Origin of the sequence: Pseudorhodoplanes sp., assembly GCF_035565795.1 — a bacterium.
Lineage (GTDB): Bacteria > Pseudomonadota > Alphaproteobacteria > Rhizobiales > Xanthobacteraceae > Pseudorhodoplanes.
Window position 1 is genome coordinate 1 of the sequence record NZ_DATMRV010000101.1, and the last position, 14,460, is coordinate 14,460.

Below are 14,460 nucleotides of genomic sequence, written 5' to 3' on the forward strand. Positions count from 1 at the left end.
GCGAGGAATACGGTCAGATAGCGCGTATACTGGTTGATGGTCTTGCGGCCCGCCTCACCCTCTTTCTTGAGGGCTTCGAGCGTCGGCGAAACCGTCGTCATCAGCTGGATGATGATGGACGCCGAGATGTACGGCATGATGTTCAGCGCAAAGATCGCCATGCGCTGAATGCCGCCGCCGGCAAACATATTGAACATGCCGAGAATGCCGCCGGCCTGGGTGCGGAAGATCTGCTCCCATTGGCCGGGGTCGATACCCGGAAGCGGAATGTAAGTCCCGAGGCGATAGACCAGCAGCGCGCCAAGCGTGAACCAGATTCGCTTTTTCAGCTCCTCGGCCTTGGAAAGCGCGGAGAAGTTGATATTGGCCGCAAGTTGTTCCGCTGCTGAGACCATGCTCGCTCCTGACCCGCCTTAACCCCAACGACGTCCCGACGTCATATAGGGGTTACTGGGGCTTTTTGCCCGCGGGCTTGGCCGCCTTCTCGGCCTTCGGGGCGTCGGCATCGGCCTTCTTCTTGGCAGGTGCCGGAGCCGCCTCGACAACCTTCGGCTTGGCGAGGCCGGCCGCGAAGCGCGCATTCTTGCCGCGCGGCTCCTTCGGCTCTTCCTTGGCCGGAGCCAGGACCTTCACCGAACCGCCGGCCTTCTCGACCGCAGCGATCGCCGACTTGGAGGCGCGCCACACGGTAAACTCGACCTTTGCCTTCAGTTCCCCACCGCCGAGCAGCTTCACGCCATCGCGGGCGCGGCTGAGGATCCCGGCCTTCACCAGCGCAGCCACGTCGAGCGGCGCCTTGGCATCGAGCGCGCCGGCATCGATCGCGGCCTGGACGCGGCCGAGATTGACCTCGTTCAGATCGAGCTGGAACGCGGTGTTGCGGAAGCCACGCTTCGGCAGGCGCCGATGCAACGGCATCTGGCCGCCTTCGAAGCCCTTGATGCGGACGCCGGTACGCGCGGTCTGGCCCTTGCCACCGCGGCCGCCGGTCTTGCCCTTGCCGGAACCGATACCGCGCCCGATACGGGTGCGGGCTTTCGATGAGCCGGGCTGGCCGGCCAGCTGATTGAGCTTCATCGCTTACTTTCCTTCCTCGACCACGCGGACGAGATGCGCGACCTTCGCGATCATGCCGCGGGTCGACGGAGTGTCGGGGACTTCTTTCGTGCGGCCGATCTTGTTCAGACCGAGACCGATCAGCGTCGCACGCTGAGTGCTGTCGCGGCGGATCGGGCTGCCGGTCTGTTCGACCTTGATTGTCTTGTTCGCTGCCATGACGCGTTGCCTTCCGGATCGCTAAGCCGATTACTCGGCCGTGGCCTCGACACCCTCTTCACGGCGGCGAGCCTGCAGGGTCGAGACTTTCATCGAGCGGCGCGCCGCGACCGAACGCGGCGAGTCCTGGTTCTTCAGCGCGTCGAAGGTCGCCCGCACCATGTTGTAGGGGTTCGACGAGCCGAGCGACTTCGCGACCACGTCCTGCATGCCGAGCGATTCAAACACCGCGCGCATCGGACCGCCAGCGATGATGCCGGTACCGGCCGGAGCCGCACGCAGCTGCACCCTGCCCGCGCCGTGGCGGCCGGTGACGTCGTGATGCAGCGTACGGCCTTCACGCAGCGGTACACGGACCAGCGCGCGCTTGGCGGCATCGGTCGCCTTGCGGATCGCTTCCGGCACTTCGCGCGCCTTGCCGTGGCCGAAACCGACCCGGCCCTTCTGGTCGCCGACGACCACGAGCGCTGCGAAACCGAAGCGCCGGCCGCCCTTCACCACCTTGGCGACGCGGTTGATGTGAACGAGCTTGTCGATGAATTCCGACTCTTCCCGCTCACCGCGCTCGGAGCGCTCGCGTTCGCGTCTGGGTTCACGTGCCATATCGTTTCGTCCTTCGGGTCCGGCCCGTTTAGAAGTTCAGTCCGCCTTCGCGTGCGGCATCGGCGAGCGCCTTGATGCGCCCGTGATACATGTAGCCGCCGCGATCGAAGACCACGTTCTTGATGCCCTTCTGCGTGGCACGCTCGGCAACGAGCTTGCCGACGGCCTTCGCCGCCTCGATATCGGCGCCAGTCTTGCCGGCGTCGCGCTGCACCTTTTCGATCGTGGATGCCGAGACCAGCGTCACGCCCTTGGTGTCGTCGATCACCTGGGCGTAGATGTGCTTCGACGAGCGGTGCACCGAAAGCCGCATGCGGCCATTGGCGGCCGCCTTGAGTGCGCGGCGCACGCGCGCCTTGCGGCGCTCTGTTGGGGTTTTGTGTGCCATCGTCGTTACTTCTTCTTGCCTTCCTTACGGAAGATGAACTCGTCGGCGTATTTCACGCCCTTGCCCTTGTAAGGCTCCGGCGGCCGATAGGCGCGGATTTCCGCAGCAACCTGTCCGACCTTCTTCTTGTCGATGCCGGACACCACGATTTCGGTCGGCTTCGGGGTCGCGACCGCGATGCCCTCCGGGATCGGGTACAGTACGTCATGGCTGTAGCCGAGCGCGAGCTGCAGGTTCTTGCCCTGCACCGCCGCACGATAACCGACGCCGGTGATCTCGAGCTTGCGCTCGAAGCCTTTGGTGACGCCGGTCATGATGTTGTTCAGGTTCGCACGGGTGGTACCCCACAGCGCGCGCGCCTCCTTCGACCCGTCCTTCGGGTCGACCTTGATCTCGCCCTTGTCCATCGCGATCGCGACGCGATCATCGACGACGATCGAGAGGGTGCCTTTCGGCCCCTTCACGTTGATGGTCTTGCCCGAGACGTTGGCGGTGACGCCTGACGGAACGGGGACCGGTTTCTTGCCGACGCGCGACATCAGAACACCGTGCAGAGCAGTTCGCCACCGACATTGGCGTCACGTGCGGAGTGGTCCGCCATCACGCCCTTCGGGGTCGAGAGGATCGAAATGCCGAGGCCGTTATTGACCCGCGGCAGGTTCTTCACGGCCACGTAAACGCGGCGGCCGGGCTTGGACACGCGGGCGATCTCGCGGATCACCGGTGCGCCGTCGAAATATTTCAGCTCGATCTCGAGCTCGTTGCGTCCGTCCTTGTGAGCGACGGTCGAATAGCCACGGATATAGCCTTCGGACTTGAGCACCTCGAGAACGCGCTCGCGCAGCTTGGAACCGGGCGAAGACACCTTCTGCTTGTGGCGCTCCTGGGCGTTGCGGATGCGGGTGATGAGATCGCCGACTGGATCGTTCATGGCTCTCCCCTCCTTACCAGCTCGACTTCACAAGGCCCGGAATCAGGCCCTTGTTGCCGAGCTCGCGCAGCGCAATACGCGACAGCTTGTGCTTGCGGTAATAGGCGCGCGGACGGCCCGTCACTTCGCAGCGGTTACGGACCCGCGTCGGCGCCGAATTGCGCGGCAGTTCGGCAAGCTTGAGCGAAGCCTGGAAGCGCTCTTCCATCGGCTTGGTCTTGTCGTTGACGATCGCCTTCAGCCGCTCACGCCGGCCGCCAAACGACTTCGCCATCTTGCGACGCCGCTTGTTCTTCTCGATCGAACTCTTCTTCGCCATCAAAGTCTCCTGACTATCCGCGTCTGAGAGGGTTCAGCTCTCACTGCCGGAAGGGGAAGTTCAGTGCCGCGAGCAGCGCGCGCGCCTCGTCGTCGGTGCGCGCCGTCGTGCAAATCGTAATGTCCATGCCCCAGGTTTCCTGGGTCTTGTCGTAGTCGATTTCCGGGAACACGATGTGCTCCTTCAGGCCGAGCGAGTAATTGCCCATGCCATCGAAGCTCTTCGGGTTCAGGCCGCGGAAGTCGCGCACGCGAGGCAGCGCGATATTCACGAGGCGATCGATGAAGTCGTACATGCGCGCCTTGCGCAGCGTGACCTTGGCGCCGATCGACTGACCGTCGCGCAGCTTGAAGGTCGCGATCGACTTGCGCGACTTGGTGATCACGGCCTTCTGGCCGGCGATCAGGGTCAGGTCGGCCGCAGCGTTGTCGACCTTCTTGCGGTCGTTCACACCTTCGCCGACGCCCATATTGAGCACGACCTTGGTGATCACCGGCACCTGCATCGGATTCGTGTAACCGAAATCCTTGGTCAGCTTGGCGCGGATGTCCTTTTCGAACTGGGCCTTGAGGCGCGGCACATAGGCCGGCGCCGACGCGCCCTTCTTGGAGGCCTTCTCGGTATCAGCCATCGATCTCAACTCCCGAACGCCGTGCGACGCGGATCTTGCGGCCGTCGTTCATAATCTTGAAGCCGACGCGGGTCGGCTTGCCGTCCTTCGGATCGGCGATCGCGATATTGGACAGGTTGATGCTCGCCTCTTTCGAGATGATGCCGCCTTCCTGCTGCGGGGTCTGACGCTGGTGGCGCTTGACCATGTTGACGCCGCGCACGAGCGCGCGCCCTTCGGACGGGTGCACCGCGATGACTTCGCCGGTGCGGCCCTTGTCGCGGCCGGTCAGTACGACGACCTTGTCGCCCTTGCGGATCTTAGCCGCCATCACAGCACCTCCGGTGCGAGCGAGATGATCTTCATGTGGTTCTTTGCACGCAGTTCGCGCGGCACCGGTCCGAAGATACGGGTGCCGACCGGCTCCTGCTGATTGTTGATCAGCACCGCCGCATTGCGATCGAAACGGATCACCGACCCGTCCGAACGCTTGATGTCCTTCGAAATCCGAACGACGACCGCCTTCATGACGTCGCCCTTCTTCACGCGGCCGCGCGGGATCGCCTCCTTCACCGAGACGACGATGACGTCGCCGATGGTGGCGTATTTCCGCTTCGAGCCGCCCAGCACCTTGATGCACATTACGCGGCGCGCGCCGGAATTGTCGGCAACGTCCAGGTTAGTCTGCATCTGAATCATGGGGCACCCAATCCTTTGTCCGCCGCTCGAGCGCGAAAGCGCGCTCAGAGCACCTTTTTCTTTTTCTCGCCCTGGATCACCGTCCAGCGCTTCAACTTCGAGATCGGCTTGTGTTCCTCGATCCAGACCATGTCGCCGACCGAATATTCGTTGGTCTCGTCATGGGCGTGGAACTTGGTGGTGCGCCGCACCGTCTTCTTCAGCACCGGATGCGTAAAACGGCGCTCGACGCTGACGATGACAGTCTTGTCCTGCTTGTCGCTGACCACGAGGCCATGCAGTTGACGCTTCGGCATGATGGGCCCCTTACTTGGCTTTCTTCTGGCGCGCGACCGTCTTCAGGCGCGCGATATCGCGACGCACCTGGCGCACGCGCGAGGTGTTTTCGAGCTGACCCGTGGCGCGCTGGAATCGCAGGTTGAACTGCTCCTTCTTCAGCTTCAGCACCTCGTCGTCGATCTGGTCGACGGTCATGACCTTAATGTCTTCGGCCTTCATCGTCGTTACTCCGCAATGCGCTGGATGAAGCGCGTCTTGATCGGCAGCTTGGCGGCGGCCAGGTGCAGCGCCTCCCTGGCCAGTTCGACCGGCACGCCGTCGATCTCGAAGATGACGCGGCCCGGCTTCACGCGGGCGACCCAGAGCTCCGGCGTACCCTTGCCCTTGCCCATGCGGACTTCGATCGGCTTCTTCGACACCGGCACGTCCGGGAAGATGCGGATCCAGACGCGGCCGGCGCGCTTCATGTGGCGCGTGAGCGCGCGGCGTGCGGCTTCGATCTGACGCGCGGTGACGCGCTCAGGCTCCATCGCCTTCAGGCCGAACTGGCCGAAGTCGAGCGCATTGCCGGACGTCGCAACGCCGTGAATTCGGCCCTTGAAGGCCTTGCGGTATTTGGTGCGCTTCGGTTGCAGCATGACGTTTACTCGTTATCCCGCGGTCATTTCGCGGCGCGGACGGCCGGCTTCGGCCTCGTTCATCTTCTTGTCCTGCGCCATCGAGTCGTGCTCGAGGATCTCGCCCTTGAAGATCCAGACCTTGACGCCGCAAGTGCCGTAAGTGGTGAACGCTGTCGCGACGCCATAATCGACATCGGCGCGCAACGTGTGCAGCGGCACCCGGCCCTCACGATACCATTCGAGACGCGCGATTTCGGCGCCGCCCAGGCGACCCGAGCAGTTGATCCGGATGCCTTCGGCGCCGAGACGCATCGCGGTCTGCACCGCGCGCTTCATGGCGCGACGGAAAGCGACGCGACGCTCCAGCTGCTGAGCGATCGACTCGGCAACCAGCTGGGCGTCGAGTTCCGGCTTGCGGATCTCGACGATGTTGATGACCACGTCCGAATGCGTGAGCTTCGCAACCGACTTGCGCAGCTTCTCGATGTCGGAGCCCTTCTTGCCGATCACCACACCCGGACGCGCCGAGTAGATCGTCACCCGGCACTTCTTGTGCGGGCGCTCGATCACGATCTTGGACACGGCGGCCTGCTTGAGCTGCTTCATCAGCTCGGCCCGGATCTTCATGTCCTCGTGCAGCAGGGTGCCGTACTCGTTCTTGCCGGCGTACCAGCGCGAGTCCCAAGTCCGGTTGATGCCGAGCCGCAGCCCGATCGGATTGATCTTCTGACCCATCCCAAACTCTCCTTAGGCCGCTGTCTGCTCGACCTGACGAACAACGATCGTCAGATGCGAGAACGGCTTCAAAATACGTCCCGACCGGCCGCGGCCACGTGATGCCCAGCGCTTCATGACCAGGCCCTTGCCGACATGGGCTTCCGACACGATCAGATCGTCGACATCGAGATCGTGATTGTTCTCGGCATTCGCTATCGCCGATTCCAGGCACTTCTTCACGTCGACCGCGATCCGCTTGCGCGAAAATTGCAGATCGTTGAGCGCGATCGCGACCTTCTTGCCGCGGATCAACTGCGCAACCAGGTTCAGCTTCTGCGGCGAGACCCGGATGTTGCGGGCAACAGCCTTGGCCTCGTTCTCGGGGAGCGCACGCTCTCGCGCGGGTTTACCCATGACCTTACCCTCTCAATCTTACGCGCCGGCGCGCTTGGCCTTGCGATCGGACGCATGGCCATGGAACGTCCGGCTCGGCGAAAACTCGCCGAACTTGTGGCCAACCATTTCTTCGTTGACCTGCACCGGCACATGCTTCTGGCCGTTGTAGACACCAAAGGTCAGGCCGACGAATTGCGGCAGGATGGTCGAGCGCCGGCTCCAGATCTTGATGACCTCGTGCCGTCCCGACCCGCGCGCCTTCTCTGCCTTCTTCAGCAGATAGCCGTCGACGAATGGACCCTTCCAGACCGAACGCGCCATGACGATCGTTCCTTACTTCTTATTCTTCCGAGCGTGGCGGCTCGAAACGATGAATTTCGTGGTGGACTTGTTCTTGCGGGTCTTCTTGCCCTTGGTGGGGAAGCCCCAGGGCGTGACCGGATGACGGCCGCCCGAAGTGCGGCCTTCGCCGCCGCCGTGCGGGTGATCGACCGGGTTCATCGTGACGCCGCGGTTGTGCGGACGGCGGCCGAGCCAGCGGGTACGGCCGCCCTTGCCGATCGAGATGTTCATGTGATCGGGGTTCGAAACCGCGCCGATGGTCGCCATGCAGCGGCCATGCACGAGACGCTGCTCGCCCGAGTTCAGACGCAGGATGACGTATTCGCCATCGCGGCCGACGATCTGCGCGTAGGAGCCGGCGGAACGCGCAACCACCCCGCCCTTCCCGATCTTCAGCTCGATGTTGTGCACGATGGTACCGACCGGGATGTTACCGGTGGGCATCGCGTTGCCCGGCTTCACGTCGACATGCTCGCCGGCGACGACCGTGTCACCAACCGCCATGCGCTGCGCCGCCAGGATATAGGACAGCTCACCATCCTCGTACTTCACCAGCGCGATGAACGCGGTGCGGTTCGGATCGTATTCCAGACGCTCGACCTTGGCCGGCGCATCGAACTTGCGACGCTTGAAGTCGATCACGCGGAACGACTTCTTGTGACCGCCGCCGCGGAAGCGCGTGGTGATCCGGCCGTTGTTGTTGCGGCCACCGGTCGAGGGCTTGCCTTCGGTCAGGGTCTTGACCGGAGCGCCCTTGTAGAGGGCCGAACGGTCAACCAGCACCAACTGGCGCTGGCCCGGCGTGGTCGGCTTATATGATTTCAGTGCCATGACTCAGTTTCCCGCCGATATCCTCAGAGGCCCGTCGTCACGTCGATGCGGTGGCCCTCTTCCAGGGTCACGACAGCGCGCTTGGAGTTCGACTGCTTGCCGACGACGCCACGGAATGCCTTCACCTTGCCCTTGCGGACGATGGTGTTGACGCCCTTCACCTTGACGTCGAACAGCTTCTCGACCGCGTCCTTGATCTGCGGCTTTGTCGCATCAAGGCGCACCTTGAACACGACCTTGTTGTACTCGGACGCGTTCGTCGACTTTTCGGTGATCACCGGAGCGACGATCACGTCGTAATGGCGCGGATCCTTGCTCATTTGAAGCGCGCCTCCAGCGCATCGAGAGCCGCCTTGGTCAGCACGAGCTTTCCATGGCGCAGAATGTCGTAAACATTGATGCCGGCGATCGGCAGCACGTCCACGTGCGGGATATTGCGCGCGGCGTTACGGAAATTCGTATCGATCTCCGCACCGTCGATGATCAGCGCATTGGCGATATCGAGCTTCGCGAAGCGCTCGGTCAAAGCCTTAGTCTTGGCTTCCTGGAGCTTGGCTTCGCTGAGAACGACGATGCCGCCGTCCTTGGCCTTGGCCGATAGAGCGTGACGGAGCGCGAGCGCCCGCACCTTCTTCGGCAGACCGATCTCGTGGCTGCGCACGACCGGACCGAACGACCGGCCGCCGCCGCGGAACAGGTTCACGCGATGCGAACCGTGACGCGCGCCGCCGGTGCCCTTCTGGGCCGCCAGCTTCTTGCCGGTACGGGCCACCTCACCGCGGTTCTTCACCTTGTGGGTACCCGCACGTCGCTTGGCCAGCTGCCACACGATGCAACGGTGGATCAGGTCCGCACGCGGCTCGAGACCGAAGATTTCCTTGTTGAGCGTGACGGCGCCAGCTTCGTTGCCGTCAAGCGAGAGCATCTTGAGTTCCATCACGCGCCCTCTTTGGTCTCGGCTTCAGGTGCAGCTTCAGCCGGCTTGTCGGCGGCAACGCTCGCGGCTCCAGCCTCACGGAACTTGCCCGGCTTCGGTGCGTCCTTCGGGAGCGCCTTCTTCACCGCGTCACGAACGGTAATCCAGCCCCCCGCATGACCCGGCACGGCGCCTTCGACGAGGATCAGGCCGCGCTCGGTGTCCGTCTGCACAACCTTGAGGTTGAGCGTGGTCACGCGCTCGACACCGAGATGACCCGGCATCTTCTTGTTCTTGAAGGTCTTGCCGGGGTCCTGACGGCCACCGGTCGAACCGATCGAACGATGTGAAATCGACACACCGTGAGAGGCACGCAGACCGCCGAAATTCCAGCGCTTCATGCCGCCGGCGAAGCCCTTGCCGATGGTGGTGCCGGTCACGTCGACGAACTGGCCGACCACGAAATGGTCAGCGGTGATCTCGGCGCCAACCGGGATCATGGCGTCGTCGCTGACGCGGAATTCCACGATCGTGTGCTTCGGCTCGACCTTGGCAACGGCAAAATTACCGCGCTCGGCCTTCGACACGTTCTTCACCTTGCGGCTGCCGGCGCCAAGCTGCAGCGCAACGTAGCCGTTCTTGTCCTTGGTACGATGACCAAGCACCTGGCATCCCGCGAGCTTCAGCACCGTCACCGGCACATGCTCGCCGGCCTCGGTGAAGACCCGCGTCATTCCGACCTTCTGTGCGACCACTCCGGTGCGCATGGCTTTTGTTCCTTAGGTCCGCGGCTCAGAGTTTGATCTCGACGTCGACACCGGCAGCGAGGTCGAGCTTCATCAGCGCGTCCACGGTCTGCGGGGTCGGATCGACGATGTCGAGAAGGCGCTTGTGAGTGCGCATCTCGAACTGCTCGCGGCTCTTCTTGTCGATATGGGGCGAGCGGTTCACCGTGAACTTCTCGATCTTCGTCGGAAGCGGAATCGGTCCCCGCACCTGCGCACCCGTGCGCTTGGCGGTGTTGACGATCTCGCGGGTCGACGCATCGAGGATGCGGTGATCGAACGCCTTGAGCCGGATCCGGATATTCTGGCCGTTCATTTGTCGTTTCTCTCTGAACTGTCGTCGTCCACCAAAGTGGACGACCCAGTAAACGCTAAATCTCAGTCACCCGACATCGCGGGCACTGGGCCCCCCGCTCTCGCGGGGGGCGACATTTCAGTTACTCGATGATGCTGGTGACGACGCCGGCGCCGACGGTGCGGCCGCCCTCACGGATGGCGAAGCGGAGCTTCTCTTCCATCGCGATCGGAACGATCAGCTCGACCGTCATGTTCACGGTGTCGCCCGGGATCACCATCTCGGTGCCTTCCGGCAGGTGCACGATGCCGGTCACGTCGGTCGTCCGGAAGTAGAACTGCGGACGGTAGTTCGTCATGAACGGCGTGTGGCGGCCACCTTCGTCCTTGGTCAGGATGTAGGCTTCGGCCTTGAACTTGGTGTGCGGCTTCACCGAACCCGGCTTGCAGAGGACCTGGCCGCGCTCAACTTCCTCGCGCTTGGTGCCGCGCAGCAGCGCGCCGATGTTGTCGCCCGCCTGGCCCTGATCGAGCAGCTTGCGGAACATTTCAACGCCGGTGACGGTGGTCTTCAGGGTCGGCTTCAGGCCGACGATCTCGACTTCCTCACCGACCTTCACGATGCCGCGCTCGACACGACCCGTGCACACAGTGCCGCGGCCCGAGATCGAGAACACGTCTTCGACCGGCATCAGGAACGGCTGGTCGACCGGACGCTCCGGCTGCGGGATGTATTCGTCGACGTTGCGCATCAGCTCGAGGATGGCTTCCTTGCCGAGCTTCGGATCCTTGTCTTCCAGCGCCATCAGGGCCGAACCCTTGATGATGGGGATGGTGTCGCCCGGGAAGTTGTACTTCGACAGGAGCTCACGAACTTCGAGTTCGACCAGCTCAAGCAACTCCGGATCGTCGACCATGTCGACCTTGTTCAGGAACACGACCAGCGCCGGAACGCCGACCTGACGGGCGAGCAGGATGTGCTCGCGGGTCTGCGGCATCGGGCCGTCGGCAGCCGACACGACCAGGATCGCGCCGTCCATCTGCGCGGCGCCGGTGATCATGTTCTTCACATAGTCGGCGTGGCCGGGGCAGTCGACGTGCGCATAGTGGCGGTTGTTGGTCTCGTACTCGACGTGCGCGGTCGAGATGGTGATGCCGCGCGCCTTCTCTTCCGGCGCCTTGTCGATCTGATCGTAAGCGGTGAAGGTAGCACCACCCGTTTCCGCCAGAACCTTCGTGATGGCAGCGGTCAGCGACGTCTTGCCGTGGTCGACGTGGCCGATCGTGCCGATATTGCAGTGCGGCTTGCTGCGGTTGAATTTCTCTTTAGCCATAGAACTCTCCCTTCCGGGTCTTTCTGACGGTTAGACGTTTAACGTTTCAGATCACGCGAATTTCTTCTGGACCTCTTCCGAAACGTTTCGCGGCGCTTCGGCGTAATGATCGAACTGCATCGTAAAGGTCGCGCGCCCCTGAGACATCGAGCGCAACGTGTTCACGTAGCCGAACATGTTCATCAGCGGCACCATCGCGTTGATCACGTTGGCATTGCCGCGCATGTCCTGGCCCTGGATCTGACCGCGCCGCGAATTCAGGTCGCCGATGACAGAACCGGTGTAGTCCTCCGGTGTCACCACCTCGACCTTCATGATCGGCTCGAGCAGGACCGACTTGCCCTTCTGCAGCGCCTCGCGGAACGCGGCACGCGCAGCGATTTCGAAGGCCAGCGCCGACGAGTCGACTTCGTGATACGCGCCGTCGATCAACTGCACCTTCACGTCGACAACCGGGAAGCCGGCGACCACACCCGAACCGAGAACAGACTCAAGGCCCTTCTCGACGCCCGGGATGTATTCCTTCGGAACCGCGCCGCCGACAATCTTCGACTCGAACTCGAAGCCCTTGCCTGGCTCGTTCGGCTCGACGATGAACTTGACCCGCGCGAACTGGCCGGTACCGCCGGTCTGCTTCTTGTGGGTGTAGTCGACTTCGGCAGCCTTGGTGATGCGCTCACGGAACGCCACCTGCGGCGCGCCGATATTGGCATCGACCTTATAAGTACGACGCAGGATGTCGACCTTGATGTCGAGATGCAGTTCGCCCATTCCCTTCAGGATGGTCTGGCCGCTCTCGGTGTCGGTCGACACGCGGAAGGACGGGTCCTCTGCCGCGAGCTTCGCCAGCGCGACGCCGAGCTTTTCCTGGTCGGCCTTCGACTTCGGCTCGATCGCGATTTCGATGACCGGCTCCGGGAATTCCATCTTCTCGAGAATGACCGGCTTGTCGGGATCGCACAGCGTGTCGCCGGTGCGGGTCTCTTTCAGACCTGCGAGTGCGACGATGTCGCCAGCATAGGCTTCCTTGATGTCTTCGCGGTTGTTCGCATGCATCAACAGCATGCGGCCGACACGCTCCTTGCGCTCACGTGTCGAGTTCACGACGCCGGTGCCGCTCTGGAGGACACCCGAATAGATGCGGCAGAACGTGATCGTGCCGACGAACGGATCGTCCATGATCTTGAAGGCCAGCAGAGCCATCGGCTCGCTGTCTTCAGGCTTGCGGACGACCTCGTTGCCGCGATCATCGACGCCCTTGATGGCCGGAACGTCGACCGGGCTCGGCAGATAATCCACAACCGCGTCGAGCAGCGGCTGCACACCCTTGTTCTTGAACGCGGAGCCGCACAGCACCGGATAGAAGGCACCGGTCAGCACCGCCTTGCGAAGCAGGCGCTTGAGCGTGGCTTCATCGGGCTCGTTGCCTTCAAGGAAGGCCGTCAGAGCGTCGTCATCGAGCTCGACCGCGGCTTCGATCATCTTCTCGCGATATTCCTTGGCCTGATCGAGCAGGTCGGCCGGAATATCGACGTCGTTGAATTTCGCACCGAGCGCCTCATCTTCCCAGATGACCGCCTTCATGCGCACGAGATCGACGATGCCCTTGAACTGGCTCTCCGCGCCGATCGGCAGCTGGATCGCGACAGGCTTCGCGCCGAGACGCTTCACGATGTCATCGAGACACTTGAAGAAGTCGGCACCGATCTTGTCCATCTTGTTGGCGAACACGATACGCGGGACGCGATACTTGTCGCCCTGACGCCACACCGTCTCGGTCTGCGGCTCGACACCCTGGTTGCCGTCGAGCACGACGACAGCACCGTCGAGCACGCGCAGCGAACGCTCCACCTCGATGGTGAAGTCGACGTGCCCCGGGGTGTCGATGATATTGAGACGCTTTTCCTTCCAGAACGCGGTGGTCGCGGCGGACGTGATGGTGATGCCCCGCTCCTGCTCCTGCTCCATCCAGTCCATCGTCGCGGCGCCTTCGTGCACCTCGCCGATCTTGTGGCTCTTGCCGGTGTAATAGAGGATCCGCTCGGTCGTGGTCGTCTTGCCGGCATCAATGTGGGCCATGATGCCGAAGTTGCGGTAGTCCTCAATCTTGTGACTGCGGGGCATTGGCGGTCCTTTACCAGCGGTAATGCGAGAAGGCGCGATTGGCTTCCGCCATACGGTGCACGTCTTCGCGCTTCTTGACGGCATTCCCCCGGTTGTTCGAAGCGTCGAGGAGCTCGGCCGAGAGCCGGTCCATCATCGTCTTTTCGTTGCGGTCACGCGCAGCCGAGATCAGCCAGCGAATGCCGAGCGCCTGACGGCGGGTCGAACGCACTTCGACCGGCACCTGATAGGTCGCGCCACCGACGCGGCGGGAACGCACTTCGATGGATGGCATCACGTTGTCGAGCGCCTGCTGGAAGACCTGCAGCGGATTCGACTTGGTCTTGCCCTCGATGATGTCGAAGGCACCATAGACGATGCGCTCGGCAGCCGACTTCTTGCCGTCATACATCAGCGAATTCATGAACTTCGATACGATGAGATTTCCGAACTTCGGATCCGGATTGATCTCGCGCTTCTCGGCGGAGTGACGACGGGACATGACGCGCTACCTCACTTCGGCCGTTTCGCGCCGTACTTGGAGCGGCGCTGCTTGCGGTTCTTGACGCCCTGGGTGTCGAGGACGCCGCGGAGGATGTGATAGCGAACGCCCGGAAGGTCCTTCACGCGACCGCCGCGGATCATGACCACCGAGTGCTCCTGGAGGTTATGACCCTCGCCCGGGATGTAGCCGATGACCTCGAACTGGTTGGTCAGACGCACCTTCGCGACCTTGCGAAGCGCGGAGTTCGGCTTCTTCGGCGTGGTCGTATAGACGCGCGTGCACACGCCGCGCTTCTGCGGAGCGGCCTGCAGGGCCGGCACCGTATTGCGGTAGGTCGGTTTCACCCGGCCCTTGCGGATCAACTGGTTGATCGTCGGCATCCGATTTAAGCCTTCATCCTCACCGTCGGAGCGACCTCGGCCACCCCTCACCGGAACACGCGCTTACACGCGCAAAACGAAAACACGCCATCCGCTCCGGTTTCGCGGACTGGCGCTTCGCGATGCAGAGGAC

At 62.9% G+C, this 14,460-nt stretch carries 26 protein-coding genes; all 26 read right to left on the minus strand.

The genetic code is table 11. The features are described from left to right. On the minus strand, positions 1-395 hold a 395-nt coding region (locus VNZ93_RS09930; RefSeq protein WP_414710041.1), incomplete at its 3' end, for a preprotein translocase subunit SecY. 52 nt (positions 396-447) lie between these two features. Then, positions 448-1,077, minus strand: coding sequence for a 50S ribosomal protein L15 (rplO, locus tag VNZ93_RS09935; protein WP_414710042.1), 630 nt, complete (start codon positions 1,075-1,077; stop codon positions 448-450). Positions 1,078-1,080: 3 nt separating this feature from the next. Beyond that, on the minus strand, positions 1,081-1,275 hold the full coding sequence (gene rpmD / locus VNZ93_RS09940; protein WP_325703693.1) for a 50S ribosomal protein L30: 195 nt from the start codon (positions 1,273-1,275) through the stop codon (positions 1,081-1,083). Positions 1,276-1,305: 30 nt separating this feature from the next. Continuing rightward, the gene (rpsE, locus tag VNZ93_RS09945; RefSeq protein WP_325703696.1) at positions 1,306-1,878 is read right to left on the minus strand and encodes a 30S ribosomal protein S5; all 573 of its coding nucleotides are present in this window, start codon (positions 1,876-1,878) and stop codon (positions 1,306-1,308) included. Positions 1,879-1,906: 28 nt separating this feature from the next. Continuing rightward, a complete protein-coding gene (rplR, locus tag VNZ93_RS09950) occupies positions 1,907-2,266 on the minus strand; it encodes a 50S ribosomal protein L18 (RefSeq protein WP_325703699.1) in 360 nt (119 codons plus the stop codon). Between the two features lie 5 nt (positions 2,267-2,271). Beyond that, on the minus strand, positions 2,272-2,805 hold the full coding sequence (gene rplF / locus VNZ93_RS09955; RefSeq protein WP_325703701.1) for a 50S ribosomal protein L6: 534 nt from the start codon (positions 2,803-2,805) through the stop codon (positions 2,272-2,274). Further along, a complete protein-coding gene (gene rpsH, locus VNZ93_RS09960) occupies positions 2,805-3,197 on the minus strand; it encodes a 30S ribosomal protein S8 (protein WP_325703704.1) in 393 nt (130 codons plus the stop codon). The genes rplF and rpsH overlap by 1 nt, the downstream gene beginning before the upstream one ends. Positions 3,198-3,210: 13 nt before the next feature. After that, positions 3,211-3,516 (minus strand): 30S ribosomal protein S14, encoded by a 306-nt coding sequence (gene rpsN, locus VNZ93_RS09965; RefSeq protein WP_325703707.1) that lies wholly within the window; start codon positions 3,514-3,516, stop codon positions 3,211-3,213. Between the two features lie 40 nt (positions 3,517-3,556). Then, positions 3,557-4,147: a 50S ribosomal protein L5 gene (gene rplE, locus VNZ93_RS09970; RefSeq protein WP_325703710.1), complete on the minus strand. Its 591-nt coding sequence runs from the start codon at positions 4,145-4,147 to the stop codon at positions 3,557-3,559. Continuing rightward, positions 4,140-4,457 (minus strand): 50S ribosomal protein L24, encoded by a 318-nt coding sequence (gene rplX / locus VNZ93_RS09975; RefSeq protein WP_325703714.1) that lies wholly within the window; start codon positions 4,455-4,457, stop codon positions 4,140-4,142. The genes rplE and rplX overlap by 8 nt, the downstream gene beginning before the upstream one ends. Beyond that, positions 4,457-4,825, minus strand: a complete 369-nt coding sequence (gene rplN, locus VNZ93_RS09980; protein ID WP_325611702.1) for a 50S ribosomal protein L14 — start codon at positions 4,823-4,825, stop codon at positions 4,457-4,459. Before rplN ends, rplX begins: the two co-directional genes overlap by 1 nt. 44 nt (positions 4,826-4,869) lie before the next feature. Next, positions 4,870-5,121: a 30S ribosomal protein S17 gene (gene rpsQ, locus VNZ93_RS09985; protein ID WP_325703717.1), complete on the minus strand. Its 252-nt coding sequence runs from the start codon at positions 5,119-5,121 to the stop codon at positions 4,870-4,872. A 10-nt stretch (positions 5,122-5,131) separates the two neighbouring features. Next, a complete protein-coding gene (gene rpmC, locus VNZ93_RS09990; protein WP_325703720.1) occupies positions 5,132-5,323 on the minus strand; it encodes a 50S ribosomal protein L29 in 192 nt (63 codons plus the stop codon). Between the two features lie 5 nt (positions 5,324-5,328). Continuing rightward, a complete protein-coding gene (gene rplP, locus VNZ93_RS09995) occupies positions 5,329-5,742 on the minus strand; it encodes a 50S ribosomal protein L16 (protein WP_325703723.1) in 414 nt (137 codons plus the stop codon). Between the two features lie 12 nt (positions 5,743-5,754). Further along, the gene (gene rpsC / locus VNZ93_RS10000; RefSeq protein WP_325703726.1) at positions 5,755-6,459 is read right to left on the minus strand and encodes a 30S ribosomal protein S3; all 705 of its coding nucleotides are present in this window, start codon (positions 6,457-6,459) and stop codon (positions 5,755-5,757) included. 12 nt (positions 6,460-6,471) lie between these two features. Further along, positions 6,472-6,855: a 50S ribosomal protein L22 gene (gene rplV, locus VNZ93_RS10005; protein ID WP_325703729.1), complete on the minus strand. Its 384-nt coding sequence runs from the start codon at positions 6,853-6,855 to the stop codon at positions 6,472-6,474. A gap of 18 nt (positions 6,856-6,873) precedes the next feature. Continuing rightward, the gene (gene rpsS, locus VNZ93_RS10010; RefSeq protein WP_325703731.1) at positions 6,874-7,158 is read right to left on the minus strand and encodes a 30S ribosomal protein S19; all 285 of its coding nucleotides are present in this window, start codon (positions 7,156-7,158) and stop codon (positions 6,874-6,876) included. 12 nt (positions 7,159-7,170) lie between these two features. After that, positions 7,171-8,010, minus strand: coding sequence for a 50S ribosomal protein L2 (gene rplB / locus VNZ93_RS10015; RefSeq protein WP_325703734.1), 840 nt, complete (start codon positions 8,008-8,010; stop codon positions 7,171-7,173). Between the two features lie 23 nt (positions 8,011-8,033). Next, positions 8,034-8,330 (minus strand): 50S ribosomal protein L23, encoded by a 297-nt coding sequence (locus VNZ93_RS10020; protein WP_325703737.1) that lies wholly within the window; start codon positions 8,328-8,330, stop codon positions 8,034-8,036. After that, positions 8,327-8,947 carry a 50S ribosomal protein L4 gene (gene rplD, locus VNZ93_RS10025; protein ID WP_325703739.1) on the minus strand — a complete coding sequence of 207 codons (621 nt, stop codon included), beginning with the start codon at positions 8,945-8,947 and terminating at the stop codon, positions 8,327-8,329. Before rplD ends, VNZ93_RS10020 begins: the two co-directional genes overlap by 4 nt. Then, complete coding sequence (gene rplC / locus VNZ93_RS10030) at positions 8,947-9,693, minus strand: 50S ribosomal protein L3 (protein ID WP_325703741.1); 747 nt, start codon at positions 9,691-9,693, stop codon at positions 8,947-8,949. Before rplC ends, rplD begins: the two co-directional genes overlap by 1 nt. A 25-nt stretch (positions 9,694-9,718) precedes the next feature. Further along, on the minus strand, positions 9,719-10,027 hold the full coding sequence (gene rpsJ / locus VNZ93_RS10035; RefSeq protein WP_086089732.1) for a 30S ribosomal protein S10: 309 nt from the start codon (positions 10,025-10,027) through the stop codon (positions 9,719-9,721). Positions 10,028-10,148: 121 nt separating this feature from the next. Further along, the gene (gene tuf, locus VNZ93_RS10040; RefSeq protein ID WP_325703750.1) at positions 10,149-11,339 is read right to left on the minus strand and encodes an elongation factor Tu; all 1,191 of its coding nucleotides are present in this window, start codon (positions 11,337-11,339) and stop codon (positions 10,149-10,151) included. A 51-nt stretch (positions 11,340-11,390) separates the two neighbouring features. Beyond that, on the minus strand, positions 11,391-13,463 hold the full coding sequence (fusA, locus tag VNZ93_RS10045; protein ID WP_325703753.1) for an elongation factor G: 2,073 nt from the start codon (positions 13,461-13,463) through the stop codon (positions 11,391-11,393). Positions 13,464-13,473: 10 nt separating this feature from the next. Next, on the minus strand, positions 13,474-13,944 hold the full coding sequence (gene rpsG / locus VNZ93_RS10050) for a 30S ribosomal protein S7 (protein WP_325703756.1): 471 nt from the start codon (positions 13,942-13,944) through the stop codon (positions 13,474-13,476). Positions 13,945-13,955: 11 nt separating this feature from the next. Beyond that, on the minus strand, positions 13,956-14,327 hold the full coding sequence (gene rpsL / locus VNZ93_RS10055; protein WP_325703758.1) for a 30S ribosomal protein S12: 372 nt from the start codon (positions 14,325-14,327) through the stop codon (positions 13,956-13,958). Positions 14,328-14,460 lie beyond the last annotated feature (133 nt).